Consider the following 25729-nt stretch of genomic DNA (forward strand, 5'->3'; position numbering starts at 1 on the left):
AACTTTTAACGATGTTAGCGTGCGGTTTAATCCCTCAAATTGATTAGGTATCATTGCGGATTGGTATTACTTACCAAAGCGCCGGACGGGCTACACTTAATTTAACATTCCCACCAGAAGTGCCAGCCCCTTTGCCTACACGGCCAACATTTTTATTTTGCCCTGGTTTTACAAGTTCAAACACTCGTTCAAAATCAGCTATTAAATCGTGTATATCTTCAATCCCAACCGAAATACGAAGAAGCGTATCTCCCACACCCGCTTCTAAACGTGCCTTTGCCTCCATGCCTGCGTGCGTCATAGTTGCGGGGTGACAAATTAAACTCTCTACGCCACCTAATGACTCAGCTAAACTAAACGTTTTAAGGCTAGTTAAAAATGCTGCAGCGTCGTTTATATCGCCTTTAATATCAAAACTAACCATGCCACCAAAGCCAAGTTGTTGTGCTTTAGCAAGCTCATGCTGAGGATGCGACTCAAGCCCTGGATAGTAAACTTGGCTTACAAATTCAGAGTTTTCAAGGTACTTAGCTATTGCTAACGCATTTTCTTGGTGCTGCCTTAAGCGCACATTTAAAGTACGTAAACCACGAAGTGTTAAATAACTATCAAAAGGGGCGCCCGTAATACCAATATTATTTGCCCACCAAGCAAGCCCTTCACCAAGATCTTGTGTTGCCGCAATAACAGCACCGCCCACTACATCTGAGTGTCCGTTAATATATTTAGTAGTTGAATGCACCACAATATCTACACCAAACTTAATAGGGTTTTGTAAGGCAGGAGATAAAAACGTGTTATCTGCGGCAACCAAAGCACCGCATTGCTTAGCAACATCGGTAACCGCTTTAATATCGGTTAAACGAAGTACTGGGTTACTTGGAGTCTCTATCCAAATAAGCTTAGGTTTAATTGCTAAAATTTGTTGAAGGCTTTTCTCTTTTGTTAAATCTAATACTTCAAGCTTCAATAGTCCGCGTTTTTGTAGTGATGTAAATAAACGATAGCTACCACCATAACAATCATGTGGAATTACTAACGTGTCGTCACTGTTAAGTAGCTGAGTAGCTAAATGCACGGCAGCCATACCAGTAGCCGTAATTATGCCGCGAGCACCGCCTTCAAGCTTAGCAAGCGTCTCTGCTAAAATATCACGATTAGGGTTACCACTGCGGCCATAATCATACTCACGCTTAGTATCAAAGTCGGCAAACGAATAAGTCGTTGATAAATAAATTGGCGGCACCACTGCACCATGATGTTTATCAGCATCAACGCCGTTACGCACAGCAATGGTCGCTTTGTTTTTTTCGCTCATATTCGTCACCTAATTAATTTGGATGTTTAGACGTCTAAAAGAGTAAGTTATCCGTTTTAATAAGTCAAAGTATTTTAAAGCTCTAGATGGCTAAAGTTAGGAGAGGCGTTTGCTAGTATCATATTTTAACTCACAAAAGTGAGCTTATCTTTACATCCCAAATAGGCTTATTAAGATAGATTGGTATCTATTATTTGACTATCTTTTTTAAATCGATAGAATTTCACGCATATTTACACGCTTTTTATACCGTGTGAGAAATTAATAATCTGAGGCAACGATACATCTTATGGCTAAATGGAATGGTGAGTATATTCACCCATACGCAGAACACGGGAAAAAATCAGAGCAAGTTAAAAAGATCACCGTTTCGATCCCGCTAAATGTATTAAAAGTTTTAACGGATGAGCGTACGCGTCGTCAAATCAATAACCTTCGCCATGCAACAAATAGTGAATTACTATGTGAGGCGTTTTTGCATGCCTTTACTGGTCAACCTTTACCAAATGACGATGACCTACGTAAAGACAACGCAGAAAAAGTACCAGAAGAAGTTAAAAAGATAATGCAAGAAATGGGCTTAGAAGTGCCTATTTTAAACGAAGAATAAATCGTTACCTTTTTAATCAAAAAACCTCAGCATTACTGAGGTTTTTTGATTTAAGCGTTATATATTACGCCATATAATTTTCAGGTAAGTCAATTTGCGAAACACCCGACTCTACCGCAGCAAGTGCTACAGCTTTAGCTATACGCGGTAGTAAACGCGGATCCATTGGTTTTGGAATAATGTACTGCGCACCAAACTCTAGTTTATCTACGCCTGCTGCTTTTAAAACTTCTGCAGGTACAGGTTCTTTGGCAATACTACGAATAGCCTCAACTGCAGCAATTTTCATTTCATCGTTAATCGCGCTTGCACGTACATCAAGCGCGCCACGAAAAATAAACGGAAAACATAAAACATTATTTACTTGGTTAGGGTAATCAGATCGCCCCGTTGCCATAATTAAATCATTGCGTGCACCGTGTGCAAGTGCAGGATCGATCTCAGGATCTGGGTTTGAACATGCAAACACGACCGGCTTTTCTGCCATTAGTTTTAAATCTTCGGCAGCTAACAAGTTAGGCCCCGAAACGCCAACAAATACATCCGCATCTGCAATTACATCTTGCAATGTGCGTTTATCTGTATTGTTAGCAAAAAGCTGTTTATATTCATTTAAATCATCGCGACGAGTATGAATAACACCTTTGCGATCAAGCATATAAATGTGCTCGCGCAATGCACCACATTTAATTAAAAGCTCCATACACGCAACTGCAGCAGCACCTGCACCTAAACACACAATTATTGCATCTTCAATTGATTTACCTTGCACTTCTAGCGCATTTAACATGCCAGCAGCCGTAACAATAGCGGTACCGTGTTGGTCATCGTGAAAAACAGGAATGCTACAACGCTCTATTAATGCTTTTTCAATTTCGAAACACTCTGGTGCTTTAATATCTTCAAGGTTAATACCACCGAATGTGTCAGCAATATTGGCAACCGTGTTAATAAAATCTTCTGTTGTTTTATGCTTTACTTCAATATCAATAGAATCAAGCCCTGCAAAACGTTTAAACAATAACGCTTTACCTTCCATTACTGGTTTAGACGCTAAAGGACCTAAATTACCAAGGCCGAGAATTGCAGTGCCATTAGTGATAACCGCAACCATGTTACCTTTACCAGTATATTTGTATGCATTTGCAGGATCTGCGGCAATTTCACGTACAGGCTCAGCGACACCCGGGCTATAAGCTAGGGCTAAGTCTTGAACTGTTTCAGCTGGTTTTGTTAGCTCAATGCTAATTTTACCAGGTACGGGATGTGAGTGATAATGTAGTGCTTGTTCACGAAAGTCAGACATAACGCGATGGTATCCTGCAATTTAAGTTAAAGTGAGAGGTGAAGTCTTGGGGTACGATACCCTTATTATTTTTAAATTCCAAGCAATATCAGGTCTATCCTGTTACATGCTATATCCTTTAATTTTAATAGGTTTTTCAGTAACTTTGCAGGATCATATAAACATTTAATAAATAAAAATTCACCAAAAAAAGTAAGTTTTTAGGTGAGTTTATGCCTATTAAAATATTAAAAAAATGTATGTTTAACGCATCATCATAAACTTAAAATAACAGCTTACTACTCTACTTTAAAAACAAATAAGCCCACATTAGCTACTTTTATCAACCTAGTTAAAATTTGTACTATTTAAAATATAGAGAATATCTATCGATTTGTCTGTAAAGGTTTATGCATACTCAGAATAAGAATAGGAAATAGTTATGCAAGGTGTGTTGTAGCTCGAGCAAGCTAAATAAGATAAGAAGTGGTAAATTTTAGACAAAAAAAGCACCCTAAGGTGCTTTTTTTAACTAAACAGCAATGATTACTTCTTGCTGCTAAGTGCACCGAAGCGCTTGTTGAAGCGATCAACACGGCCGCCAGTGTCTAAAATCTTTTGCTTACCAGTGTAAAACGGGTGACACGCAGAACATACGTCTAAGTGAATGTCTTTACAAAGAGTTGAGCTAGTTTCGAATTTGTTTCCGCATGAACATGTTGCAGAAATTACTTCGTACTTAGGGTGAATACCTTCTTTCATAGGAACCTCTAGTTAAGGCCGCATCGCTATCCAAACCCGAAGTCTGGCACCATACGTCGTTAAAACAAATTTGTTGGTGGCGGATTTTATCCAACAACCTCCCCACGCACAAGTATTTATTTATGTTTTCGCTAAAAAAGTGAACAATCTCTTTCTCAAGTACTATTGCTAGTAGGTTTTTAACGGTATTTTTAGTACATTACAGCATTAATTTTACGGGTTGAGTTGTTATGAGTTTTGTTGAAGTTGCTATTAAAGTCCCGCTTCCACGCACCTTTGATTATAAAATAGAAGAGCAGCTCAGTGGCTTATCAACACCTATACAACCGGGCATGCGGGTTTTAGTGCCTTTTGGTAATCAAAAAAAAGTGGCTGTTGTTCTGGGTATTAAAAAAAGTACCGGCGTCCCTTTAGATAAAATTAAGAATATTATAGAGGCAATAGATGACACCCCTATTTTAAGTGCTCAACATTTAGAACTTCTTAGCTTTACTGCCCGCTATTATTGCTATCCCTTAGGCGAAACTATTCACATAGCACTACCTAGCGCACTTCGCCAAGGTGAATCACCAGATAAAACCAGTATTAACATGGTTGCTCTGACAGAAAAAGGCGCAAAAGTACCGTCATTAAAAGCCAAAACACAACTCAATTTATTAAAACAGTTGTCGCAATCGGGGAAATCATCGTTAACCGAATTAAAAGCACTTGGCTTTAGTAAAAAAACAATAGATAGCCTAATAGATAAAGAACTCATTACGCAAACTATTGAACACGATAACCAATGGCAAAGCGTTGCACCAACTGTCGGTAATAAACCTGTACTTAATAAAGAACAAGCAGTTGCCTGTACAGCAATAAATCAAAGCACCGGATTTAGCAGCTTTTTACTAGAAGGCGTAACTGGCAGTGGTAAAACAGAAGTGTATTTACAGTGCCTAGAAGAAGTATTAAAACGTGGCGAGCAAGCATTAGTATTAGTGCCAGAAATAGGCTTAACGCCACAAACTGTAAACCGTTTTCGTCGCCGCTTTCCTGATACACCTATTATGCTTTGGCATTCAGCCCTTACCGACAACGAGCGATTGCAAACATGGCGTTTTTGCGAAAAAGGCAGTTGTGCAATAGTTATAGGCACACGTTCGAGTATTTTTCTGCCATTTTTAAAACTCGGTATGATTGTTGTTGATGAAGAGCACGATTCATCATTTAAGCAACAAGATACCCTTCGTTACCATGCTCGTGATTTAGCCGCATACAGAGCTTTTCAACATAAAATACCGCTAATATTAGGCAGTGCTACACCCGCACTTGAAACACTTCACAAAGCAATTAATAACAAATATCAGCTACTAAGTTTAACCGAGCGGGCACAAACTGAGACAGATAACCAATTTAAGTTACTCGATATGAAAGGCCAACCCGACCAAGCAGGTATTGCACATGCAAGCCTTGCAACGATGCGTCAGCACTTAAATCGCGGTAAACAGGTTATGGTTTTTTTAAATCGTCGAGGTTTTTCACCCACTCTTATTTGCCATGAATGTGGCTGGCTAAGTGAATGTAAACGCTGCAGTACCAGTGCTACTTTTCATAAAGCGATTGGCCAAATGATCTGTCACCACTGTGGCGATCAATACCCTGTTCCTCATCAATGCCCTGACTGCGGAAGCACGCAAATATTTCCAAACGGTAAAGGGACTGAGCAAATAGAAGAGTTTTTATCGAGCGAGTTTCCTGACACACCAGTAACACGTATAGATCGCGATTCGACCCGCCGCAAAGGGAGCCTTGAAAAAGCACTGGATGAAATAAACCTCGGGGGCGCACGCATTTTAGTAGGTACACAAATGCTTGCTAAAGGTCATCACTTTGCAGATGTAAGCTTGGTCCTTATTTTAGATGTAGATAGCGGTTTATACTCTTGCGATTTTAGAGCAACAGAACACTTAGCACAGTTAGTTACGCAAGTAGCAGGACGTGCTGGTCGCTCTGGCGAACCTGGGCAGGTATTATTACAAACGCACTTTCCAGAGCACCCTCTTTTACAAGATTTAGTTAATAACGGCTATCAAGACTTTGCCCGTTTTGCTTTAAGCGAGCGGGACGACGCTGATTTACCGCCAATCACTAATATGGCGATTGTCAGAGCACAGGGACACAGTATTAAACAAGTCGTCGATTTTTTGACAGATTTGGTTCCTGTAAATGGGGTATCTGGTATACAATTGCTTGGTCCGATCCCCGCACCTCTTGAAAGAGTTGCAGGCATGTATCGTTTTCAATTACATATTCAAGCGCAAGATCGCCGCGTATTACACCAGTATCTTTCGCAAATGGTTGATTATTTAAGTACTAGCAAACTCGCCCAAAAAGTTCGCTGGAGCTTAGATGTAGACCCTATAGACATGATTTAGTTAAGGCCACAATAACACCATGGCACAGCACGATTATATTAATAAAAAGCCTGCAGGCAGAAATAGTAAAAAACAAGCGCCGGCTAAAAAGCCCTTTCCTATCCTATTAGTTCTTGTTGCCCTCATTCTTTTTGGCGGCTTTGCTTACGGGTTATGGTTTATAAAAAGTAATGCCGACCCAAAACTGGTAGAAAAACAAGCTAACCCAACTCCTGCAAAAAAAGTAGAAGTAGCGATACCACGCACTCCTGAGTTTATTAAAGAAATTAGAGAGCACGAGATTCAGGTTGAGGTAAAAGAAATTGAGCAGAAAGGTCCGTATGTTATGCAGTGCGGTTCGTTTAAAACTCATGCACAAGCCGAATCACTTAAAGCTAAGATAGCGTTTGCTGGGCTAATTTCTGAAATAAAAGAAGCAAAAGGCAGCAATGGAATTTGGTACAAAGTACGCTTAGGCCCTTATAAAACCAAACGCCAAGCCGAAAGTGATAAGAACAAACTAAAACGTGTAAAAATAGTCGGCTGCGGAATTTGGGGCTGGACTTGAAAATAAACCATTCACCCATATAACCTCATCATAATCGTTTTTTACGAGTTGCCAATGCAACTCGATGATGAGGAATAACATGACCACTATTGTAAGTGTACGCCGTGGCGACAAAGTAGTAATTGGCGGCGATGGCCAAGTTTCACTTGGTAATACCGTGATGAAGGGCAATGCCCGCAAAGTTCGACGTCTTTATAATGGCAAAGTAATCGCTGGTTTTGCTGGCGGAACTGCTGATGCCTTTACCCTTTTCGAACGCTTCGAAAGCAAACTAGAAATGCACCAAGGTAACCTTACCAAAGCTGCAGTAGAAATGGCCAAAGATTGGCGCAGCGACAGAGCCCTCAGAAAACTTGAAGCCCTCCTTGCGGTTGCCGATGAAACGGCCTCTTTAATCATTACCGGTAATGGTGATGTTGTGCAGCCAGAAAACGACCTAATTGCCATTGGCAGCGGCGGTAACTTTGCCCAATCAGCAGCTACTGCTCTATTAGAAAATACAGATTTAAGCGCTCGTGAAATAGTAGAGAAAAGCTTAACTATTGCAGGCAATATCTGCGTATTTACTAATAACTTCCAAACAATTGAAGAATTATAATAGGAATTGCTATGTCTGCTATGACTCCAAGAGAAATCGTTCACGAGCTTGATCAACATATTATTGGCCAAGCTAAAGCTAAAAAAGCAGTCGCTATTGCACTTCGCAACCGCTGGCGTCGTATGCAACTCAATGATGATTTGCGCAGCGAAGTTACACCAAAAAATATTTTAATGATTGGTCCTACAGGTGTAGGTAAAACAGAAATTGCACGCCGTTTAGCAAAATTGGCCAATGCACCATTTATTAAAGTAGAAGCGACTAAATTCACGGAAGTGGGTTATGTTGGTAAAGAAGTTGAAACCATCATTCGCGATTTAGTTGATGTATCGATTAAAATGACTCGCGAGCAACAAACTAAAAAGTTTAAGCACCGCGCCGAAGAAGCTGCAGAAGAGCGTATTTTAGATGCACTTTTACCACCAGCGAAAGATCAATACGGTGAAACGCAGCGTGATGATAATTCATCAACTCGTCAAACGTTCCGTAAAAAACTACGCGAAGGCCAGCTTGATGATAAAGAAATCGAAATTGATTTAGCACAAGCACAGCCAAATGTAGAAATTATGGCGCCTCCTGGTATGGAAGATATGACCAACCAGCTGCAAAGCATGTTTCAAAACATGGGTGGTGATAAGCGCACTAAACGTAAATTAAAAATAAAAGAAGCCTTCAAGCTATTAACGGAAGAAGAAGCAGCTAAATTAGTTAACCCTGAAGAGCTAAAAGAGCAGGCTATTTTTGCAGTAGAGCAAAATGGTATTGTGTTTATTGATGAAATAGACAAAATTTGTAAGCGTGGCGATTCGTCAGGCCCTGATGTTAGCCGTGAAGGGGTACAGCGCGATCTACTACCGCTAATTGAAGGTTCAACGGTAAATACTAAGCACGGTATGGTTAAAACAGACCACATGCTATTTATTGCCTCTGGTGCATTTCAAATGTCTAAACCATCAGACATGATCCCAGAGCTGCAAGGTCGTTTGCCAATTCGTGTTGAGCTTGAAGCACTCACTGCTGATGACTTTAAACGTATTCTTACAGAGCCGCATGCTTCACTTACTGAGCAACAACGCGAACTTCTTAAAACGGAGCAAGTTGATGTTGAGTTTAGCGATGATGCCATTGAGCGTATTGCTAAAGCTGCTTGGCAAGTTAACGAGAAAACTGAAAACATCGGTGCCCGTCGTTTGCATACTGTAATGGAAAGGCTGATGGAAGAGATTTCATACGATGCTTCTGAAAAAGCAGGCTCATCATTAGTAATCGATGCCGCTTATGTTGAAAAACATTTAGGTGCACTTGTTAAAGATGAAGATTTAAGCCGCTTTATTCTATAGAACGAATATAAACGTTATACTAAAAGCCTCCAGAACGGGGGCTTTTTAATGGGACATATAAAATGAAACACGTAACAAAAGTACATTATCACAGTGTGAGCAGAAACCTTGATGTTTACTTTGATGATGACAGTAAAGCTGTATTTAGCTGTGAGTTTTTACGTGTTCACTCCCCTTCAGCAGAGGTGCAAGGCCACGGCACTGGCCCAATAAAGTTAGTACTTAATAAGCAAGCTGTAGGAATAAAAAACATAGTACCAGTTGGTCATTATGCACTGCGTTTAGATTTTGACGATGGCCATGATAGCGGGCTATTTAGCTGGCGCTACTTTGAAAAACTACAGCAGCAACAAGATACGTTATGGAGTGAATACTTAGCGCGGGTAACTGAGCATGAAGAAAGTAAAGATAACGTGCCTATAAAGTTTGTTCCTTAAACTTTATAGACGCGCACTATTAAGCGTTATTACACCTTAAACTTATCAATTGCAGTGAATAGAACACGTGCTTGCTCAGACACTTCTTCACTTGTTTGTGCATTACTGGCAGCATTCCCTGATGCTGTTTGTGCAATGTCACGGATCCGAACAACATTTTTATTCACCTCTGAAGCGACTTGGCTTTGCTGCTCAATAGCTACAGCAATTTGCGTACTCATTTCCATAATAGTTTTTACATCATCTGTAATTGCACCCAATAACGCCCCTGTTTTCATTGCCTGCGATGCACTTTCATCACCTTGCGCTCGACAATCAAGCATAATGCTGACAACTTCCTGAGTTCGCTGTTGTAGTGTATTTATTATACCTTCAATTTCACTTGTTGACTCTTGGGTGCGCTGTGCAAGCGTTCGCACTTCATCAGCAACAACGGCAAAGCCGCGGCCATACTCGCCAGCTCTAGCCGCTTCAATTGCAGCGTTTAGTGCGAGTAAGTTAGTTTGATCTGCAATTGATCGAATAACATCAAGCACCGAGCCGATCGTTTCACCATCTTTCTCAAGCTGAGATACAACAGCTGATGCATTATCTAACGCGCCTGAAAGCCCTTTGATATGCCCAATTGTATTTTCAACTTCTGTTCGACCTTGTTGCGCGCTTATATTAGTGGATTCTGCTTTTTTAGCTGCGGCTTCTGTATTTTGTGCAATGTCTTGGATAGTTGCTTGCATTTCAGTCGCTGCAGTTGCAACCATATCAGCCTCTTCTAATTGCTCCTGCATACCAGAGCTTGTTTCGGTAGTGCTTTTTGATAAATGTTCTGTTGCAATATTTAACGTATTTAATGCGCCATTCACTTCGTTTATTAAGTTATTAAAATCACCAATTAAGCTGTTGAAATCAGCACTCATAATGGTAACTTCATCTTTGCCTGTTTCTTCGATCGTGATTCTTAAATCATTACTGCGGCGAATATTATTGATAGTGTGATAAACGCGCTCAATGGGGAGAATTATAGAACGGCTAGTAAAATAAACTAATACCAATACAATAATACCTGCAATTACAAAAATACTAACGGCTAACATTTTTGCTTGCGATACGCTTGTTTGCACTTTCAATTTCGTACTTTGTACTACCTGAGTTACAACTGAATCACTCTTATCAACACTTGAACGCATTGCACCTAATGCGCCTGAATCAAGATCAAGGCCAAGCTCCACCTGAGCTTCGACTAACGTTTTAAATGCATTTTGATACGTTGAAAGCAAATCTTTTAAATCATTTTTTGTATTGTCATTTAGTGTTGAGTTAGCGAGCTTTGATTGTAAGCTTTCTAGATCATCATTAAAGCGCGCTAAGTACTTTGTATCAAAACGAAGCATAAAGTCTTTTTCTGAGCGTCTAAGCTGCAACATTAACGTTAATAGTTGAAAGTCATTTTGTGTATTTAATAATTCTTCAACTTGATGCACTGAATTTCTAAGCTTGCCATATAAGGCATCCTTTGGGTTCAATCCAATTTTCTTTTGTAATAAAACCACATTATCAAAATCGTTTTTATAGGCTTTCAAGAACGTTTCAAATTGTTCTACTTTGTTTATATCTTCAACCATACTAAGTTGGTTCATTGATGCTTCTAATTGCTCTAATTTTTGAAGCAGTATGCTATATTCTTTCTCGAATGAAGTGAGTGCATCTCCTTGTTTATAAAATAAAAAGTTTTTTTCATACTTCCGAAGTTCTAATTCATGCATATTAAGCTCTTGGGCTAATTGCACTGTATTATTTAAAGCCATTGTGGTTCGCGATTCATACATGATCACGAATAAAAGCAGTAACATAGCTAAACCCACTACAACTGAGTTTAATTGTAAACGTCGCTTAATTGTTAAATTTTCTAAAAACCGCATGCTAATTACCTATAAATTTATACGCTACATTATTATAACTTAATAATAGGTAATACATTTCTTATTTTTATTTAGTTATGAAAGGCTCTCTAAAGTAGAAGTTAAATACGCACATTCGCCCACAAATTATTATGAAGTAATTGAGTGTTATGCCACTGCTTTATTAACAACCAATCAATTAATGGCGCTGGGTTGCTAGGATAATTTATTTGCTTATTTTGCGGGGCGCTATTCCAGTCATCGAGGGCTTGCGGGTTTAAATAGTTCATAACATGCGCCATGCCCATTGCAAATAAAGTTTGTGCATTTGCTGTTTGTTCAAACTGCCCATCTAAAGGCTTTAATAGTAACTTCTTACCTAACTTAAGCGCTTCACTGGCAAGCTCAAACCCTGCATTACCTATAACTCCGCTAGTGTTTGCTAAATCATTTAAAAAGCCAGAACGTGAGGGAGATCGCAAATGTATATGTCCAAAAGAGTTATTAGATGCATTAGGGTGGTAACAATAAAACTCTTTTTCAGGAAAATCTTTTAAGTAATCAACAACGCTATCTAAGTTTTCAAAAGGTAAATATACCAATACCTTATTCATTACTGCTACAGGGTTTTCATGATTATGCTGAGCAATAAAGGGCGGTATTATATTATTTGCAAATGGTTGCCAGTGTACACCTAAGTAAATAGATGCAGGCGCATAATGTTTAATAAGTGACTTTCTAAGAATGCCACGACCAGACATAGGTACATTATCTGACAAAAACGAGGCTTGGTGACTAATGCCTATAACTGGTATACCAACTCGCTTTGCAGCCCACGCTGTAATTGGCTCAAAATCGTTAAGCACAAAATCGTACTGTTTTATATTAAGTGACTTAATATCACTAACTAGGTTACAAATTCGCGCATTTTTCAGTGTTGCTAAACTCTTTACTTGTCCATTTTGAGTACTAAATGATAAACCACGAAACGCTCTATAATCTGAAAATTCGTGCATATCAAAGTAATCATTATTTACTCGCCCTGAAAAAACATAGTCAACATCAATACCGAGTTCATTAAAACAACTAGCCATAACGCGTGCACGGGTTATGTGCCCATTACCAGTTCCCTGTACCCCATATAATATTTTCATACAGGTACCACTAACGCTAGCGCCAATAAACCGCAGCAACTACCAATAGTTGCACCTATAATAATATCAGCAGGAAAATGAACGCCTAATAAAACTCGAGAGATAGCTACACCCGCAGCCCAGGTAAGTAGTACCCATGTATATTCTGAAAAAAAGTGGCTTAATATAATTGCTACTAAAAAAGCAGCAGCACTGTGACCCGATGGCAAACTAAATTTATCACTTGGTACTATATAGGCATTGTTTACTAGACAATCGCATGGACGGATCCGAGCAAATCTATTTTTAGCTAGCAGGTAGATAGGTCTTTCTATAGCAAAACCAATTAATATAGTTGCAGGTAATAATTGATGCGGCTCATTATTACTAAGCCACCATACTACTAAGCATATTAAAATATAAAGCCCACCATCACCGCTTTTAGAGAACCCAAAGGCCATTGCTTTTAACCACCTAGGTGAGTTGCAATTAAACAAAGTTAAAAATAGCTGCTCATCTATCTGAGCTAGTCTTTTAAGCATATTATTGTTGTTCATCGCCTATGTCCTCATTGCCATAATATATAAACACCGATTCAGCTTATGTGCTGTAAATAACAATTGAGTGACGTTTTTAATACACTATTATTGCTATTAATGATTCAGTCCTTGTTTTGTCTAAATTTACTGCGATTAAGTCGTTGTTATTGCCTATAAGGAGGGTATACTGAGGAATAAATTAATGTATCTTTTGAGGATAAAATAATGGATTACAGCACTTCTGATTTATGCGACCACTTTGCTGATGTGGTTGACGTGCTAGAGCCAATGTTCATCAACTTTGGTGGTCAACACAGTTTTGGTGGTCGCATTAAAACGGTTAAATGTTTTGAAAATAACGAACTGATCCGTGAATTACTTTCTCAAGATGGTACAGACTTAGTACTTCTAATTGACGGTGGTGGTTCAACTCGTCGCGCACTAATCGATATTGAACTAGCAGAACTAGCACTCGAAAATAATTGGAATGGTATTATTGTTTTCGGCGCAGTACGCCATGTTGATGAACTTGAAGAACTTGATTTAGGCATTCAAGCAATTGCCTCTATCCCTGTTGCAGCCGACAGCGAAGGTGCTGGCGAAGATGCTATAGGTGTTAACTTTGCAGGTGTATCATTTTTCGATGACGACTTTATTTATGCTGATAGCACTGGCATTATTTTATCTGCAGAAGAGTTAGAATTGGAAGTCGTAGAAGTATAACGTGGCCTCTCACCTAAAAGTATATGATGAAAACGCGGTTAGAATACTTTGTTCTTCCCGCCTAGGTGAGAAAAAAGCTTGGCAGTCAATGGCTTTACTCGACACGAAAATAAATGTTCAGCAAGCACTTATTGATGCAGCCCAATTTGGAATTCGTTATGTGCTACTCGGTATTTGCGAAGACATAGGCCCTAGAGCAAATTTAGGCACTGGTGGTGCCGATAAAGCATGGCCCGCTTTTTTAAAACATTTTTTAAACCAACCTCATAATCAATTTATCGCTACTCAAAAAGTATTGCTACTCGGTGAAGTAAATACTGATGATTTGATGGAAAAAAGTAATTTACTTAATAATCAACAACCAGAACAATTAGTTAAATTACGAGATCTATGCCGACAGCTTGATGAACGCGTAGAGCTAATATTAAGCCTTATTTTTAAAGCAGGACTTGAACCAATAGTTATTGGCGGCGGCCATAATAATTGTTTGGGAATAATTCGGGCGTTAAGCAAATCTGAAAACACGCCTATCAATGCTATCAACTTTGATCCTCATGCAGACTTTAGGGAGTGTGAAGGCCGCCACAGCGGAAATGGGTTTCGTTATGCCTATAATGAACAACATTTAAATAGCTATCACGTAATTGGCTTACATGAACTTAAAAATAATCAAGCTATAATTAATGCTATGACCGAAGCAAATTTTAATTTCACCAGCTATCAATCAATTAAAGTAAGAAGAGAAGTTACCTTAAGCGATGCAGTCTCTCATAGTATTAATAACTTTAGCAGTGCACCACTTGGAATTGAGGTTGATTTAGATAGTATTACTTACATGCCAGTAAGCGCTTATAATTGCAGCGGTTTTAATGTAAGTGATGCTGAACACTTTGTACATTTAGCTGCAAGTAACCGTAATGCTAAATACTTACATTTATGTGAAGCTGCTCCCTCAGAGCACCCTAGTGGGCTAAATTTTGGTATGATATATTCTGGACAAATTATTAGTGCCCTTACAAATAGTTACCTACAAGCAAAAGAGCTCTAGAGAAGCTCTTTTATATGTCAGCATATTTTATATCGGCATTTTTACGTAAAAATCAGACCAACTGTGAACGAAGTAATACTAACTCGCTCTACCCAAAGTCCATAAATTTAATAGTTTATTTACGCCAAATTGGTAACTTAATTGTGATGGGTGACTTATTTGCCAATGCGCAATATCAGCTCTTGCACCCACCTTTAAAATACCACGGTCGTCTAACCCTAGTGCTTTAGCTGCATTACGAGTAACACCTGCCAATGCTTGCTCGGGTGTTAATCTAAACAATGTGCATGCCATATTCATCATCAAGTGCACTGAGCACAGCGGTGAAGTACCAGGATTAAAATCACTCGCAATAGCTATAGGTACTTTATATTGATTAAGTAACTCAATAGGTGGGAATTTAGTTTCTCTTAAAAAATAAAATGCACCGGGCAATAACACCGCGACCGTTCCGGCGTTTGCCATGGCCTTTACACCTTCTTCATCAAGATGCTCAATATGATCTGCCGAAAGGCCATTGAACTGCGCCACCAGCTCAGCACCATGTTGATTAGATAACTGCTCAGCATGGCATTTTACTGGGAGGTTATGCTTTCTAGCCGCCTGGAAAACACGTTTGGTTTGCGAATAACTAAAGCCTACATTTTCACAAAATACATCGACTGCATCAGCAAGGTTATTAGCCACTACCTGATCAAGCATGTCAGTACACACTAAATCAATATATTCATCAGCACGGCCTTTGTATTCAGCCGGTAGAGCATGTGCCCCTAAAAAAGTAGTTTTTATATCAATAGGGTGATGTTCACCTAATAAACGAGCGACTTCTAATATTTTTATCTCGTTTTCAGTATCTAGCCCATAACCCGACTTTATTTCAGCGGTGGTTACACCTTCTTTTAATAACGTATTTAAGCGATCTTTTGCATCAACAAACAATTGTTCACGGTCGGCTGCTCTTGTGGCTTTAACCGTACTTGCTATGCCACCGCCTTGCGTTGCAATTTGCTCATAACTTACACCCTGCAAGCGCTGCTCAAACTCTTGCGACCTTGAACCTGCAAATACTAAGTGAGTATGGCAATCTATTAAGCCCGGCGTTAACCATTGTCCTTTTACACTCAATGTCGGCGTTGATAACACATCAAAACTAGGCAATGTTGATTGCTCTCCAATCCACGCAATTTTACCATTTTTAATGGCTATAGCAGCATTTTCAACTGCGCCATAAGGGGCATTTATATTGCTATCCATAGTGGCAATATTGGCATCAGCTAAAAGTAAGTCGATTTCTTCTAACTCATAATTTTGTGTTGTGCTTTGCATTTTACAGCCCTTTTTACGCCCAGAGTGATGAAAATATAGTCTAACAACCCATCTTGTATATACAAGGTAATTGTGTCATCTTATTTATATAGTTTATTTTTAATGTAACCATAAATTTAATGACGACACCTAAATTTGCGCAAATAAAACAATTCATTGTTGATAAAATTCGCAGCGGTACGTGGCAAGAAAACCAACGTGTTCCCTCTGAAAACGAACTAAGTAATCAATTTAGTGTGAGCAGAATGACAGCCCGCCGAGCATTAAGCGAATTAACCGAGGCAGGTATTTTAACCCGCAGCCAAGGGTTAGGTACATTTGTGGCCACATTTAAATCGCAGTCATCGTTGCTCGAAATAAAAAACATTGCTGATGAAGTAAAAGAACGTAACGGCAACTACACCTGTAGTGTACTCATACTTGAATCAATAAATGCAGTCGCGCCTATTGCCATTGCGCTTGGTGTTGAGATTGACAGTGTTGTATATCGAAGTGTACTTGTGCATAACGAAAACGACAGCCCTTTGCAGCTAGAAGAGCGTTTTGTAAACCCTGCACTTGCCCCTGGTTACTTACAACAAGACTTTAGCACGCTTACACCTCATGAATATCTATCTAGTGTTGCACCACTTACCCAAGCAAGACATACCGTAGAAGCCATTATGCCAAACAGCGAAATGTGTCAATGGTTAAACTTATATAATGAAGAGCCATGCTTACAAGTAATCCGACGCACCTGGTCTATTAACGGCATTGTAAGTTTTGCACGCCTTGTATCACCAGGCAGTAAATATCGCTTAGGTGGTCACTTAACATTTAAAAAATAACAAATAATAGCGCTTACTGCGCTTTTTTTATAACAAATTATCTTGTATATACAACAGGAGTAAAACATGAACAACCGACTCGACACAAGTCGCGTAATACGTGCACCTCATGACGATAAAATAAGTGCTAAAAGCTGGCAAACAGAAGCTGCTAAGCGCATGCTAATGAATAATTTAGACCCTGAAGTTGCAGAGCATCCTCATGCACTTGTTGTATATGGTGGTATTGGTCGAGCAGCTCGTGATTGGCCAAGTTATGACAAAATTATAGAAACCCTCGATAGACTTGAAAACGATGAAACCCTGCTTGTACAATCAGGAAAACCCGTTGGTGTATTTAAAACCCACAGTAATGCCCCTCGCGTACTTATTGCTAACTCAAACCTTGTTCCACATTGGGCAAATTGGGAGCATTTTAATGAGCTCGATAAAAAAGGCTTGATGATGTACGGGCAAATGACGGCGGGTTCTTGGATTTATATTGGCTCGCAAGGCATAGTACAAGGAACTTATGAGACCTTTGTAGCTATGGCAAAGCAACACTTTGCAGGTAGCGCTAGTGGTAAGTGGGTATTAACAGGTGGTCTTGGTGGTATGGGCGGTGCGCAACCACTTGCCGCTACAATGGCTGGCTTTAGTGCACTAGTTGTTGAATGTGATGAAAGCCGTATCGATTTTCGTATAAAAACAGGCTACGTTGATGTAAAAGCAACAAATCTTGAACACGCACTGCAATTAATAACCGATGCATGTGTTAAAGGTAAAGCCCTCTCAGTGGGTTTACTAGGTAACGCTGCCGATATTTTTAGTACACTGGTTAAAACAGGCATTACCCCTGATGTAGTCACGGATCAAACATCAGCTCACGATCCATTAAATGGTTACTTACCACAAAAATGGACAATGGAGTACGCTGCAAAAATGCGTGAGCAAGATCCAAAAGCCGTAGTAAAAGCTGCTAAACAATCAATGGCAGTCCAAGTTAAAGCGATGCTGGCACTACAAAAAGCCGGTGCCGCCACTACCGATTACGGTAATAATATTCGTCAAATGGCGTTTGATGAAGGTGTTACCAACGCGTTTGATTTTCCTGGGTTTGTGCCTGCCTATATTCGCCCTTTATTTTGTGAAGGTATTGGACCATTTAGATGGGTCGCATTATCAGGCGACCCTGAAGATATATATAAAACCGACGCTAAAGTAAAAGAGCTTATTCCTGATGATGCACATTTGCATAACTGGCTTGATATGGCGCGGGAACGTATACAATTTCAAGGGCTACCTGCACGTATTTGCTGGGTTGGCCTAAAAGATAGAGCGCGCCTTGCACTGGCCTTTAATGAAATGGTTAAAAATGGCGAACTTAAAGCCCCTATCGTTATTGGTCGTGACCACCTCGACTCTGGCTCAGTTGCCAGCCCTAACCGCGAAACAGAAAGCATGAAAGATGGCTCAGATGCAGTATCAGATTGGCCACTACTCAATGCACTGCTTAATACCGCAAGTGGCGCTACTTGGGTGTCGCTTCATCATGGTGGCGGTGTAGGAATGGGATTTAGTCAGCACTCTGGTGTAGTTATTGTTGCCGATGGTACAAATGAAGCTAAAGAGCGTATTGCTCGCGTACTGTGGAATGACCCTGCAACGGGTGTAATGCGCCATGCTGATGCTGGATACGACATAGCAAAAAACTGCGCTAAAGAACAAAATTTAGACCTACCAATGTTAAACGAGGAATGATCATGTTCGAACTTACTCTCACACCAGGATCACTTGATTTAAACACATTAAGAAAAATTAATAATTCACCGGTAAAGTTAAGCCTTGCAAAGCATGCCGAGTCGCAAATAGCATCAAGCGCGCAAACTGTTCAAAACGTTATTAATGAGCACCGCACTGTATACGGGATTAACACAGGCTTTGGGTTATTAGCCAATACCAAAATTGCCGACGACGAACTTGAATTATTACAGCGCTCCATTGTGCTTTCACACGCTGCGGGTATTGGCGAATACATGGATGACAGCACAGTAAGGTTAATGATCACCCTAAAGGTAAACTCGCTTTCACGTGGCTATTCGGGCATTCGCCTGCAAGTAATCCAATTTTTTATGCAGCTGCTTAGTAGCGAAGTATATCCATGCGTGCCTAAAAAAGGTTCCGTAGGGGCATCGGGGGATTTAGCCCCTCTTGCGCATATGTGCCTACCTTTATTAGCTGAAGGTCAAATGCGACATAAAGGAGAAATAATTAGCGCAGCACAAGGGTTAAAAATAGCAGGGCTTGAGCCCCTAACACTTGCAGCTAAAGAAGGCTTAGCATTATTAAATGGCACACAAGCGTCGACTGCGTTTGCACTACAAGGCCTATTTAGAAGCGAGAACTTATATGCACAAAGCTGCGTTATCGGCTCGATAAGCATAGAAGCTGCAATGGGCAGTCGTGCGCCATTTGATGCGCGTATCCATGAAATTCGCGGACAGCGCGGACAAATAGACACCGCTCAAGTATTTAGAGAGCTACTCGATACGCACTCTCAAATTAGTAACTCCCACGTCAATTGTGAAAAAGTACAAGACCCTTATTGCCTTCGCTGCCAGCCTCAAGTGCTAGGTGCTTGCCTAACTCAGATACGCCAAGCTGCAGAAGTGTTACTATGCGAGTCAAACGGTGTAACCGATAATCCGCTAGTTTTTGCCGATGTAGGCGACATAATATCGGGAGGAAACTTTCATGCAGAGCCCGTTGCAATGGCCGCTGACAACTTAGCAATCGCAATTGCCGAAATTGGCGCATTAGCAGAAAGGAGAATTGCATTACTTATCGATTCAAACCTATCCAAATTGCCGCCATTTTTAGTTGAAAACGGCGGTGTAAATTCAGGATTTATGATTGCCCAAGTTACCGCAGCAGCGCTTGCATCAGAAAACAAATCGTTAGCGCATCCGGCTTCGGTCGATAGCTTGCCTACATCTGCAAATCAAGAAGATCATGTTTCTATGGCAACCTTTGCAGCAAGGCGATTAGATGAAATGGCCAATAATACCCAAGGTGTTTTGGCAATAGAATGGTTAGCATCGGTTCAAGGGTTAGAATTTAGAAAGCCGCTTGAACCATCAGATAAAGTGCAAAGCGCTAAAGCGTTGTTACGCGAGTATGTGAGTTATTATGATAAAGACCGCTACTTTGCTCCCGATATCGAAGCAGCTAATACATTACTAAGTGAAGGTAAGTTATGCGACTTTATAAAGAGCAACCCTCTGCCTTCAGCATATTAAATACCGTGCTGATAGCTAAACCCTAAGGCTTCAATGGCTGAGCCTAATACTTTGCGCTCAGCCGAATCAGTTCCTGTGAACGTTGGCATTTCACCATCATGTTGCTGACACTTCATCGCGTAATATGCAGCTTTTGTGGGGTGCGCAGGATTAACCACATTATAAATATTTTGCCCTACTTGCCAGTGCTCTATCACTGCAAAAATAGCATTTATTACATCTTGTTGATGCACCATATTCACCACTTGCTCACTTGATGTATTAAGCTCTTTGCCTGCCACAAAACGCCCCGGCTCTCTATTAGGCCCCAGTAATCCAGCTAAACGAAGTACTTTGCCATCTTGTTCAAGCACTTGCTCTTCAGCTTCATAGAGCTTTATTTGGCGCTCGTTTGTGCATGAAATATCGCTACTTTCGCTATACACACCAGGCTCTTGATCGTATACCCCGGTTGATGAGCACAATAAAAAGCCCTTTGCGTTTAACTCCTTTGAAAGCTTAAGCGCTGTGGTGAGTGTTTCAGGATAATTACTTTCACTGTGCCTGCTACGTGGTGGAATAGCACATACCCAATAAGCATCTTGTAAATCAATTTGATGTGTTAGTTGCCCATCTTCAAGTGAAAATTGACGCTCAAAATCAAACTCGTGTATATCTGTTCTATGCGTTCCTTGTACTTGCCAATCAGATTTTTGCGCACTTACGCATAAAGCATGTCCTAACCAACCGGCACCTAATACTACTAATTTATTACTTTTATTATCCATTTTTACGAGCACCACCATTTTAAAAGAAAATAAGTATTCTTTAATTCAAACTAACCATGATGTTAGATAATCTGCAAGATTAAAATAATATATACACTTGCGTTGAAATTTACTATTACACAAAATCCAGCATCGGTATTTAAAGTATCATCGATTAAATTAAGAGTAAAAATAACGCTTTGAAGATACATATTTATAAATTAAATTTAAGCATAAATACGGCCCTTGTTTTTAATTTATTTAGCACCATATCTTTACAGTTAACAGCTATGTTTACTGAAGCTTAATAATACAAAGTTATTTTTAGGAACCAGATCAAATTTTTCGATTTTATATACAAATCTTTCCCTTGAGATAGTTTGTTGTTTAGCAGAGTCTGGTATAGTAGCGCACGTAATAAACAGTGCTTTTTGAACGGTTTAATACAAAATTGCTAATTAATATGTACTAAGTGTTACTTGAAAGCACATATTAATTACCAATTGTTAAAAATGGGTTAGCCGATACTCGGCTAACAAAGAATACATTGTAACGGTTTTATCATGATATCTAATTTATTTACCAAGCTTTTTGGTAGTCGCAATGACCGCACTATTAAAAACTTAAGAAAGACGGTCGCGCTAATTAATGCGCTAGAAACGCAACTTGAAGCGCTTTCTGATGAAGATTTAAGAGCTAAAACAGCTGAGTTTAGAGAACGTTACGATAACGGGCAAAGCCTTGACGACATTCTACCAGAGGCATTTGCAGTAGTACGTGAAGCGTCAAAACGTGTAAACGGCATGCGTCATTTCGACGTGCAGTTATTAGGTGGTATGGTTTTACATCAAGGTCGTATTGCAGAAATGCGTACCGGTGAAGGTAAAACACTCACAGCAACTCTACCCGCTTATCTAAATGGCTTAACAGGTAAAGGGGTTCACGTAATTACCGTGAACGACTATCTTGCAAAGCGTGATGCTGAAACCAACCGAGAGTTATTCGAATTTTTAGGTTTAACAGTTGGCTGTAATGTACCCGGTATGATGCCACAGCAGAAAAAGCAGGCTTATACTGCTGACATTACATATGGTACTAATAACGAATTTGGCTTTGACTACCTTCGTGACAATATGGCCTTTAGTATTGAAGAACGTGTACAGCGCCCGTTATTTTATGCCGTGGTTGATGAAGTGGATTCAATCTTAATCGATGAAGCGCGTACTCCACTGATTATTTCAGGCCCAGCAGAGGATAGCTCTGAGTTATACACTGAAATCAACACCATAGTTCCTTTACTTGAACTTCAAGAAAAAGAAGATGAGGAAGGTGTTGAAGGTGACGGTGATTACACCATTGATGAAAAATCTAAGCAAGTTCACTTAACTGAACGTGGTCAAATTAAAGTTGAAGAGCTACTTACTGAGCGCGGTTTAATTGAAGAAGGTGACTCACTTTATTCAGCTGCTAGCATTACGCTACTAAGCCACGTTTATGCCGCTCTTCGCGCGCACAAACTATATCAAAGAGATGTTGATTACGTTGTAAAAGAAAACGAAGTAATCATTATCGATGAGCATACAGGTCGCTCTATGGAAGGCCGCCGCTGGTCTGAAGGTTTACACCAAGCAGTTGAAGCTAAAGAAGGTGTAAAAATTCAAAACGAAAACCAAACGCTTGCCTCTATTACGTTCCAAAACTACTTCCGTTTATACGAAACATTAGCAGGTATGACCGGTACAGCCGACACTGAAGCTTTTGAATTTCAGTCTATCTACGGCTTAGATACTGTTGTTATGCCAACCAATAAACCAATGATCCGTGATGATCGCGCCGATTTAGTTTACTTAACGCAAGAAGAAAAATACGAAGCCATTTTAATTGATATTAAAGATTGCCAAGAGCGCGGACAGCCTGTGCTTGTAGGTACTATTTCGATTGAAAGCTCTGAGTATTTATCACAGTTTTTACGCAAAGAAAAAATTAAGCACAACGTACTTAATGCTAAATTCCACGCGCAAGAAGCTGACATTGTATCGGATGCAGGTTTACCTGGTACTGTTACTATTGCAACCAACATGGCCGGTCGTGGTACCGATATCGTGCTTGGCGGCAACTGGAACAGCGAAGTTGAAAAACTAGAAAATCCAACAGATGATCAAATTGCTGAAATTAAAGCGGCATGGAAAATACGCCATGATGCAGTAATTGATGCTGGCGGTTTACACATCATTGGTACTGAGCGTCACGAATCGCGCCGTATAGATAACCAGTTACGTGGTCGTTCTGGTCGTCAAGGTGATGCCGGCTCTAGTCGTTTTTACCTATCAATGGATGATGCGCTAATGCGTATATTTGCCGGCGAACGCATGACTAACATGATGCGTAAACTAGGTATGCAACGCGGTGAAGCAATTGAGCACCCATGGGTTAACCGCGCAATTGAAAACGCACAACGAAAAGTAGAAGCACGTAACTTTGATGTACGTAAGCAACTACTTGAATACGATGATGTAGCAAACGATCAACGTCGTGTTGTTTACTCTCAGCGTAACGAACTGCTTGAAGAAGGCGATATTTCAGAAACTATCACAGCTATCCGTGGTGATGTACTTGCTGGTGTTATTGACCAGTACATTGCACCGCAAAGCCTTGCTGAGATGTGGGATGTGCCTGGCCTTGAAGAGCGCTTAAAACAAGATTTCCTAATTGAGCTGCCTATTTCACAATGGCTGGCTGATGACAATAAACTCTACGAAGAAAAACTTCGTGAGCGTATTGAGCAAGCGGTTGAGCAAGCATACAAGCAAAAAGAAGAGCAAGTTGGCGACTCTGTACTACGCCAGTTTGAAAAAGCGATAATGCTACAAAGTCTTGATCAGCACTGGAAAGATCACCTTGCTGCAATGGATCACTTACGCCAAGGTATTCACTTACGAGGTTACGCGCAAAAGAATCCAAAGCAAGAGTACAAACGCGAGTCGTTTGAACTGTTCTCTGAAATGCTTGAAAACTTAAAAGTTGATGTAGTAAGCATTTTAAGTAAAGTACAAGTACGCGCAGAAGAAGATGTTGAAAAAGTAGAAGAGCAACATCGCAAGAGTGAAAACGCTCCTCACGAGTACCAGCATGAAGAAGCTGAGCACGTAGGCGGCGAAGCACCTCAAAGCGCAACAGTAATGGCTAGAACAGAGCCAAAAGTTGGCCGTAATGATCCGTGTCCTTGTGGTTCGGGTCAAAAATTCAAACAGTGTTGTGGTAAATTAAAATAACCACGTATTGTAAGTAATTAAAAAGCGACGCTAGCGTCGCTTTTTTTATGGAGTAAAAATATGACAATAAAAATAGTAAATGTAGCCGTAGGTGTTATTAAAAAAAACAATGCCATATTTATTTGTAAGCGCGGTGATGAGCAACATCAAGGTGGCTTATGGGAATTTCCGGGTGGCAAAGTAGAAGCTGGCGAAAGCGTATTTGCAGCACTTAAGCGTGAACTAACAGAAGAAGTGGGGATCACAATTCACAGCTCCAGCCAGCTAATGGTGATTGAGCATGACTACGGCGATAAATGTGTAAAACTTGATATTCATGTAGTTAGTAATTTTAGCGGTGAAGCACGTGGCGCTGAAGGACAACCAAGCGAATGGGTAGCCATTAGCGAGCTTAGTAACTACGACTTCCCTGCGGCTAACGCTGATATTATTGAAAAAATACAAGCTCGATACGCGTAAGTAAAATGAATACGTTAATTCAAAATAAGTTAAGTGAGCTTTTAGCGCTAAACCCTAAACAAACTCAGGTTAGCGCTATAGGTAGCGGGCACATAAATACGACATGGCTGCTTAGTAATGCGTCACAGCAATTTATTGTGCAAAAGCTCAATACCCATGTATTTAAACACCCTGTGCAACTCATTAACAATGCAAAATTAATTGAACAGCACTTATGCGCTAAACAGCAAAGTAACAGCTACCCGCTCGAGATTGTTAAACACATACGCACACGCACCAACGAGTACTTAATAAGTATTGAAAACGAGCAATACCGAGTACTTAACTTTATTAAGTACAGCTTTAGTGACGATGTAGTTAAAACCAAAGAGCAAGCACATCAAGCAGCTTTAGCATTTGGCACCTTTGCAAGCGCCCTTCATGATTTTGACGCTGCAATGCTTGATACTGTTATTGAGGATTTTCATAACTTAGCTATGCGCTTTAAGCAGTTAAACTCAGCTATCAATACAAGTACTGATAAGCGGCTCATACGCAGTGAAAGCGAAATAGCCTATTGCTTATCGCAGCAGCATTTAATTAAAGAACTCAGTGATATAGCCGCCGACTTACCTATTCGCGTATGCCATAACGACACTAAAATAAATAATATGCTGTATTGTAGTAATACGCATAAAGCAAAAGCGGTTATCGATTTAGATACCTGTATGGCAGGGTTTTTACTATATGACTTTGGTGACATGGTACGTACATTTTGCTGCGCTGAGGCAGAAGACTCGACCAACCTTGATAAAGTAGTTATTCGTAAAGAGATTTTTGAGGCGCTCGTTAAGGGCTACCTAGCTCCCCTTAAGCCTGTTATGAGTAAGGCAGAACAATCAAGCTTGTTGCTTGGCGCTAAAATTATGCCGTTAATGCTTTGCGTGCGTTTTTTAACTGATTACTTAAATAACGATGTGTATTTTAAAACCATCCATGCAGAACATAATTTAGAACGAGCTCAAAACCAATTGGCTCTGTACAAAAATATTTTAAATAATGAAAGCTGGATGCATAAAACCCTCATGCAATAGCAGCAATGTTATTGGTATAAAAAAACCAGCAAGCTAAACACTTGCTGGTTTTTTATTAAGTTAGCCAAAGTTCGGTTAAGCTAATTAAGATAAATA

22 protein-coding genes are annotated in these 25729 nt (G+C 40.0%); 14 read left to right on the forward strand and 8 right to left on the reverse strand.

The annotated features are described in order from the left end of the window. Positions 1 to 70: 70 nt before the first annotated feature. Entirely contained in the window at positions 71 to 1318 is a 1248-nt protein-coding gene (gene metB, locus V6260_RS11340) for a cystathionine gamma-synthase (RefSeq protein ID WP_341594178.1), read from the reverse strand. A 289-nt stretch (positions 1319 to 1607) separates the two neighbouring features. On the opposite strand from metB, the gene metJ reads away from it, so the two are divergent. After that, entirely contained in the window at positions 1608 to 1928 is a 321-nt protein-coding gene (gene metJ / locus V6260_RS11345) for a met regulon transcriptional regulator MetJ (RefSeq protein ID WP_002958371.1), read from the forward strand. 64 nt (positions 1929 to 1992) lie between these two features. On the opposite strand, the gene V6260_RS11350 is transcribed toward metJ, so the two are convergent. Together V6260_RS11350 and rpmE are read right to left on the reverse strand one after the other, a co-directional pair. Continuing rightward, positions 1993 to 3234 (reverse strand): malic enzyme-like NAD(P)-binding protein, encoded by a 1242-nt coding sequence (locus V6260_RS11350; protein ID WP_341594179.1) that lies wholly within the window; start codon positions 3232 to 3234, stop codon positions 1993 to 1995. 525 nt (positions 3235 to 3759) lie between these two features. After that, a complete protein-coding gene (gene rpmE, locus V6260_RS11355) occupies positions 3760 to 3975 on the reverse strand; it encodes a 50S ribosomal protein L31 (protein ID WP_002958369.1) in 216 nt (71 codons plus the stop codon). A 230-nt stretch (positions 3976 to 4205) separates the two neighbouring features. Here rpmE and priA point away from each other — a divergent pair, with 230 nt between their 5' ends. The 5 genes from priA to V6260_RS11380 all read left to right on the forward strand — a co-directional run bounded on the left by priA (position 4206) and on the right by V6260_RS11380 (position 9314). Next, positions 4206 to 6392 (forward strand): primosomal protein N', encoded by a 2187-nt coding sequence (gene priA, locus V6260_RS11360; protein ID WP_341594180.1) that lies wholly within the window; start codon positions 4206 to 4208, stop codon positions 6390 to 6392. Between the two features lie 19 nt (positions 6393 to 6411). Further along, on the forward strand, positions 6412 to 6939 hold the full coding sequence (locus V6260_RS11365; protein ID WP_341594181.1) for an SPOR domain-containing protein: 528 nt from the start codon (positions 6412 to 6414) through the stop codon (positions 6937 to 6939). A gap of 79 nt (positions 6940 to 7018) precedes the next feature. Continuing rightward, positions 7019 to 7537 carry an ATP-dependent protease subunit HslV gene (gene hslV / locus V6260_RS11370; RefSeq protein ID WP_002958366.1) on the forward strand — a complete coding sequence of 173 codons (519 nt, stop codon included), beginning with the start codon at positions 7019 to 7021 and terminating at the stop codon, positions 7535 to 7537. An 11-nt stretch (positions 7538 to 7548) separates the two neighbouring features. Beyond that, positions 7549 to 8877: an HslU--HslV peptidase ATPase subunit gene (gene hslU / locus V6260_RS11375; RefSeq protein ID WP_341594182.1), complete on the forward strand. Its 1329-nt coding sequence runs from the start codon at positions 7549 to 7551 to the stop codon at positions 8875 to 8877. Positions 8878 to 8939: 62 nt separating this feature from the next. Further along, positions 8940 to 9314: a gamma-butyrobetaine hydroxylase-like domain-containing protein gene (locus V6260_RS11380; protein ID WP_341594183.1), complete on the forward strand. Its 375-nt coding sequence runs from the start codon at positions 8940 to 8942 to the stop codon at positions 9312 to 9314. A 29-nt stretch (positions 9315 to 9343) separates the two neighbouring features. Here the strand turns inward: V6260_RS11380 and V6260_RS11385 are convergent, their stop codons facing one another. The 3 genes from V6260_RS11385 to V6260_RS11395 all read right to left on the reverse strand — a co-directional run bounded on the left by V6260_RS11385 (position 9344) and on the right by V6260_RS11395 (position 12899). Continuing rightward, on the reverse strand, positions 9344 to 11230 hold the full coding sequence (locus V6260_RS11385) for a methyl-accepting chemotaxis protein (RefSeq protein ID WP_341594184.1): 1887 nt from the start codon (positions 11228 to 11230) through the stop codon (positions 9344 to 9346). A gap of 101 nt (positions 11231 to 11331) precedes the next feature. Continuing rightward, positions 11332 to 12363 (reverse strand): MJ1255/VC2487 family glycosyltransferase, encoded by a 1032-nt coding sequence (locus tag V6260_RS11390; RefSeq protein ID WP_341594185.1) that lies wholly within the window; start codon positions 12361 to 12363, stop codon positions 11332 to 11334. Continuing rightward, the gene (locus tag V6260_RS11395) at positions 12360 to 12899 is read right to left on the reverse strand and encodes a phosphatase PAP2 family protein (RefSeq protein ID WP_341594186.1); all 540 of its coding nucleotides are present in this window, start codon (positions 12897 to 12899) and stop codon (positions 12360 to 12362) included. The genes V6260_RS11390 and V6260_RS11395 overlap by 4 nt, the downstream gene beginning before the upstream one ends. A 207-nt stretch (positions 12900 to 13106) precedes the next feature. Between V6260_RS11395 and rraA the strand changes: the two genes are divergently transcribed. Beyond that, positions 13107 to 13604: a ribonuclease E activity regulator RraA gene (gene rraA, locus V6260_RS11400; protein ID WP_341594187.1), complete on the forward strand. Its 498-nt coding sequence runs from the start codon at positions 13107 to 13109 to the stop codon at positions 13602 to 13604. 1 nt (position 13605) lies between these two features. Next, complete coding sequence (locus tag V6260_RS11405; RefSeq protein WP_341594188.1) at positions 13606 to 14652, forward strand: formimidoylglutamase; 1047 nt, start codon at positions 13606 to 13608, stop codon at positions 14650 to 14652. Between the two features lie 78 nt (positions 14653 to 14730). On the opposite strand, the gene hutI is transcribed toward V6260_RS11405, so the two are convergent. After that, positions 14731 to 15978 (reverse strand): imidazolonepropionase, encoded by a 1248-nt coding sequence (gene hutI / locus V6260_RS11410; protein ID WP_341594189.1) that lies wholly within the window; start codon positions 15976 to 15978, stop codon positions 14731 to 14733. A 119-nt stretch (positions 15979 to 16097) separates the two neighbouring features. On the opposite strand from hutI, the gene hutC reads away from it, so the two are divergent. The 3 genes from hutC (at position 16098) to hutH (ending at position 20083) form a co-directional block, all read left to right on the forward strand. Further along, a complete protein-coding gene (hutC, locus tag V6260_RS11415; protein ID WP_341594190.1) occupies positions 16098 to 16805 on the forward strand; it encodes a histidine utilization repressor in 708 nt (235 codons plus the stop codon). Positions 16806 to 16871: 66 nt separating this feature from the next. Beyond that, positions 16872 to 18545 carry a urocanate hydratase gene (gene hutU / locus V6260_RS11420; protein WP_341594191.1) on the forward strand — a complete coding sequence of 558 codons (1674 nt, stop codon included), beginning with the start codon at positions 16872 to 16874 and terminating at the stop codon, positions 18543 to 18545. A 2-nt stretch (positions 18546 to 18547) separates the two neighbouring features. Beyond that, a complete protein-coding gene (gene hutH, locus V6260_RS11425; protein WP_341594192.1) occupies positions 18548 to 20083 on the forward strand; it encodes a histidine ammonia-lyase in 1536 nt (511 codons plus the stop codon). Here the strand turns inward: hutH and V6260_RS11430 are convergent. Beyond that, positions 20080 to 20850 carry an NADP-binding protein gene (locus tag V6260_RS11430; protein ID WP_341594193.1) on the reverse strand — a complete coding sequence of 257 codons (771 nt, stop codon included), beginning with the start codon at positions 20848 to 20850 and terminating at the stop codon, positions 20080 to 20082. The genes hutH and V6260_RS11430 overlap by 4 nt on opposite strands. Before the next feature lie 542 nt (positions 20851 to 21392). Between V6260_RS11430 and secA the strand changes: the two genes are divergently transcribed. Genes secA through V6260_RS11445 form a run of 3 tightly spaced genes read left to right on the forward strand, consistent with a single transcriptional unit; the run spans position 21393 to position 25633 of the window. Continuing rightward, positions 21393 to 24101: a preprotein translocase subunit SecA gene (gene secA / locus V6260_RS11435; protein ID WP_341594194.1), complete on the forward strand. Its 2709-nt coding sequence runs from the start codon at positions 21393 to 21395 to the stop codon at positions 24099 to 24101. Between the two features lie 60 nt (positions 24102 to 24161). Continuing rightward, positions 24162 to 24560, forward strand: a complete 399-nt coding sequence (gene mutT, locus V6260_RS11440; RefSeq protein ID WP_058547631.1) for an 8-oxo-dGTP diphosphatase MutT — start codon at positions 24162 to 24164, stop codon at positions 24558 to 24560. Positions 24561 to 24565: 5 nt separating this feature from the next. Next, positions 24566 to 25633 (forward strand): phosphotransferase enzyme family protein, encoded by a 1068-nt coding sequence (locus V6260_RS11445; RefSeq protein ID WP_341594195.1) that lies wholly within the window; start codon positions 24566 to 24568, stop codon positions 25631 to 25633. Positions 25634 to 25729: the final 96 nt, after the last annotated feature.

Origin of the sequence: Pseudoalteromonas aliena (genome assembly GCF_038155085.1) — a bacterium.
In the GTDB taxonomy this organism is placed as follows: Bacteria; Pseudomonadota; Gammaproteobacteria; order Enterobacterales; family Alteromonadaceae; genus Pseudoalteromonas; species Pseudoalteromonas aliena_A.

What these genes read in the sequence shown, in the direction of transcription:
- metB (WP_341594178.1), bottom strand. Translation starts at nt 1,318, where the DNA reads ATGAGCGAAAAAAACAAAGCGACCATTGCTGTGCGTAACGGCGTTGAT.
- metJ (WP_002958371.1), top strand. Translation starts at nt 1,608, where the DNA reads ATGGCTAAATGGAATGGTGAGTATATTCACCCATACGCAGAACACGGG.
- V6260_RS11350 (WP_341594179.1), bottom strand. Translation starts at nt 3,234, where the DNA reads ATGTCTGACTTTCGTGAACAAGCACTACATTATCACTCACATCCCGTA.
- rpmE (WP_002958369.1), bottom strand. Translation starts at nt 3,975, where the DNA reads ATGAAAGAAGGTATTCACCCTAAGTACGAAGTAATTTCTGCAACATGT.
- priA (WP_341594180.1), top strand. Translation starts at nt 4,206, where the DNA reads ATGAGTTTTGTTGAAGTTGCTATTAAAGTCCCGCTTCCACGCACCTTT.
- V6260_RS11365 (WP_341594181.1), top strand. Translation starts at nt 6,412, where the DNA reads ATGGCACAGCACGATTATATTAATAAAAAGCCTGCAGGCAGAAATAGT.
- hslV (WP_002958366.1), top strand. Translation starts at nt 7,019, where the DNA reads ATGACCACTATTGTAAGTGTACGCCGTGGCGACAAAGTAGTAATTGGC.
- hslU (WP_341594182.1), top strand. Translation starts at nt 7,549, where the DNA reads ATGTCTGCTATGACTCCAAGAGAAATCGTTCACGAGCTTGATCAACAT.
- V6260_RS11380 (WP_341594183.1), top strand. Translation starts at nt 8,940, where the DNA reads ATGAAACACGTAACAAAAGTACATTATCACAGTGTGAGCAGAAACCTT.
- V6260_RS11385 (WP_341594184.1), bottom strand. Translation starts at nt 11,230, where the DNA reads ATGCGGTTTTTAGAAAATTTAACAATTAAGCGACGTTTACAATTAAAC.
- V6260_RS11390 (WP_341594185.1), bottom strand. Translation starts at nt 12,363, where the DNA reads ATGAAAATATTATATGGGGTACAGGGAACTGGTAATGGGCACATAACC.
- V6260_RS11395 (WP_341594186.1), bottom strand. Translation starts at nt 12,899, where the DNA reads ATGAACAACAATAATATGCTTAAAAGACTAGCTCAGATAGATGAGCAG.
- rraA (WP_341594187.1), top strand. Translation starts at nt 13,107, where the DNA reads ATGGATTACAGCACTTCTGATTTATGCGACCACTTTGCTGATGTGGTT.
- hutI (WP_341594189.1), bottom strand. Translation starts at nt 15,978, where the DNA reads ATGCAAAGCACAACACAAAATTATGAGTTAGAAGAAATCGACTTACTT.
- hutC (WP_341594190.1), top strand. Translation starts at nt 16,098, where the DNA reads ATGACGACACCTAAATTTGCGCAAATAAAACAATTCATTGTTGATAAA.
- hutU (WP_341594191.1), top strand. Translation starts at nt 16,872, where the DNA reads ATGAACAACCGACTCGACACAAGTCGCGTAATACGTGCACCTCATGAC.
- hutH (WP_341594192.1), top strand. Translation starts at nt 18,548, where the DNA reads ATGTTCGAACTTACTCTCACACCAGGATCACTTGATTTAAACACATTA.
- V6260_RS11430 (WP_341594193.1), bottom strand. Translation starts at nt 20,850, where the DNA reads ATGGATAATAAAAGTAATAAATTAGTAGTATTAGGTGCCGGTTGGTTA.
- secA (WP_341594194.1), top strand. Translation starts at nt 21,393, where the DNA reads ATGATATCTAATTTATTTACCAAGCTTTTTGGTAGTCGCAATGACCGC.
- mutT (WP_058547631.1), top strand. Translation starts at nt 24,162, where the DNA reads ATGACAATAAAAATAGTAAATGTAGCCGTAGGTGTTATTAAAAAAAAC.
- V6260_RS11445 (WP_341594195.1), top strand. Translation starts at nt 24,566, where the DNA reads ATGAATACGTTAATTCAAAATAAGTTAAGTGAGCTTTTAGCGCTAAAC.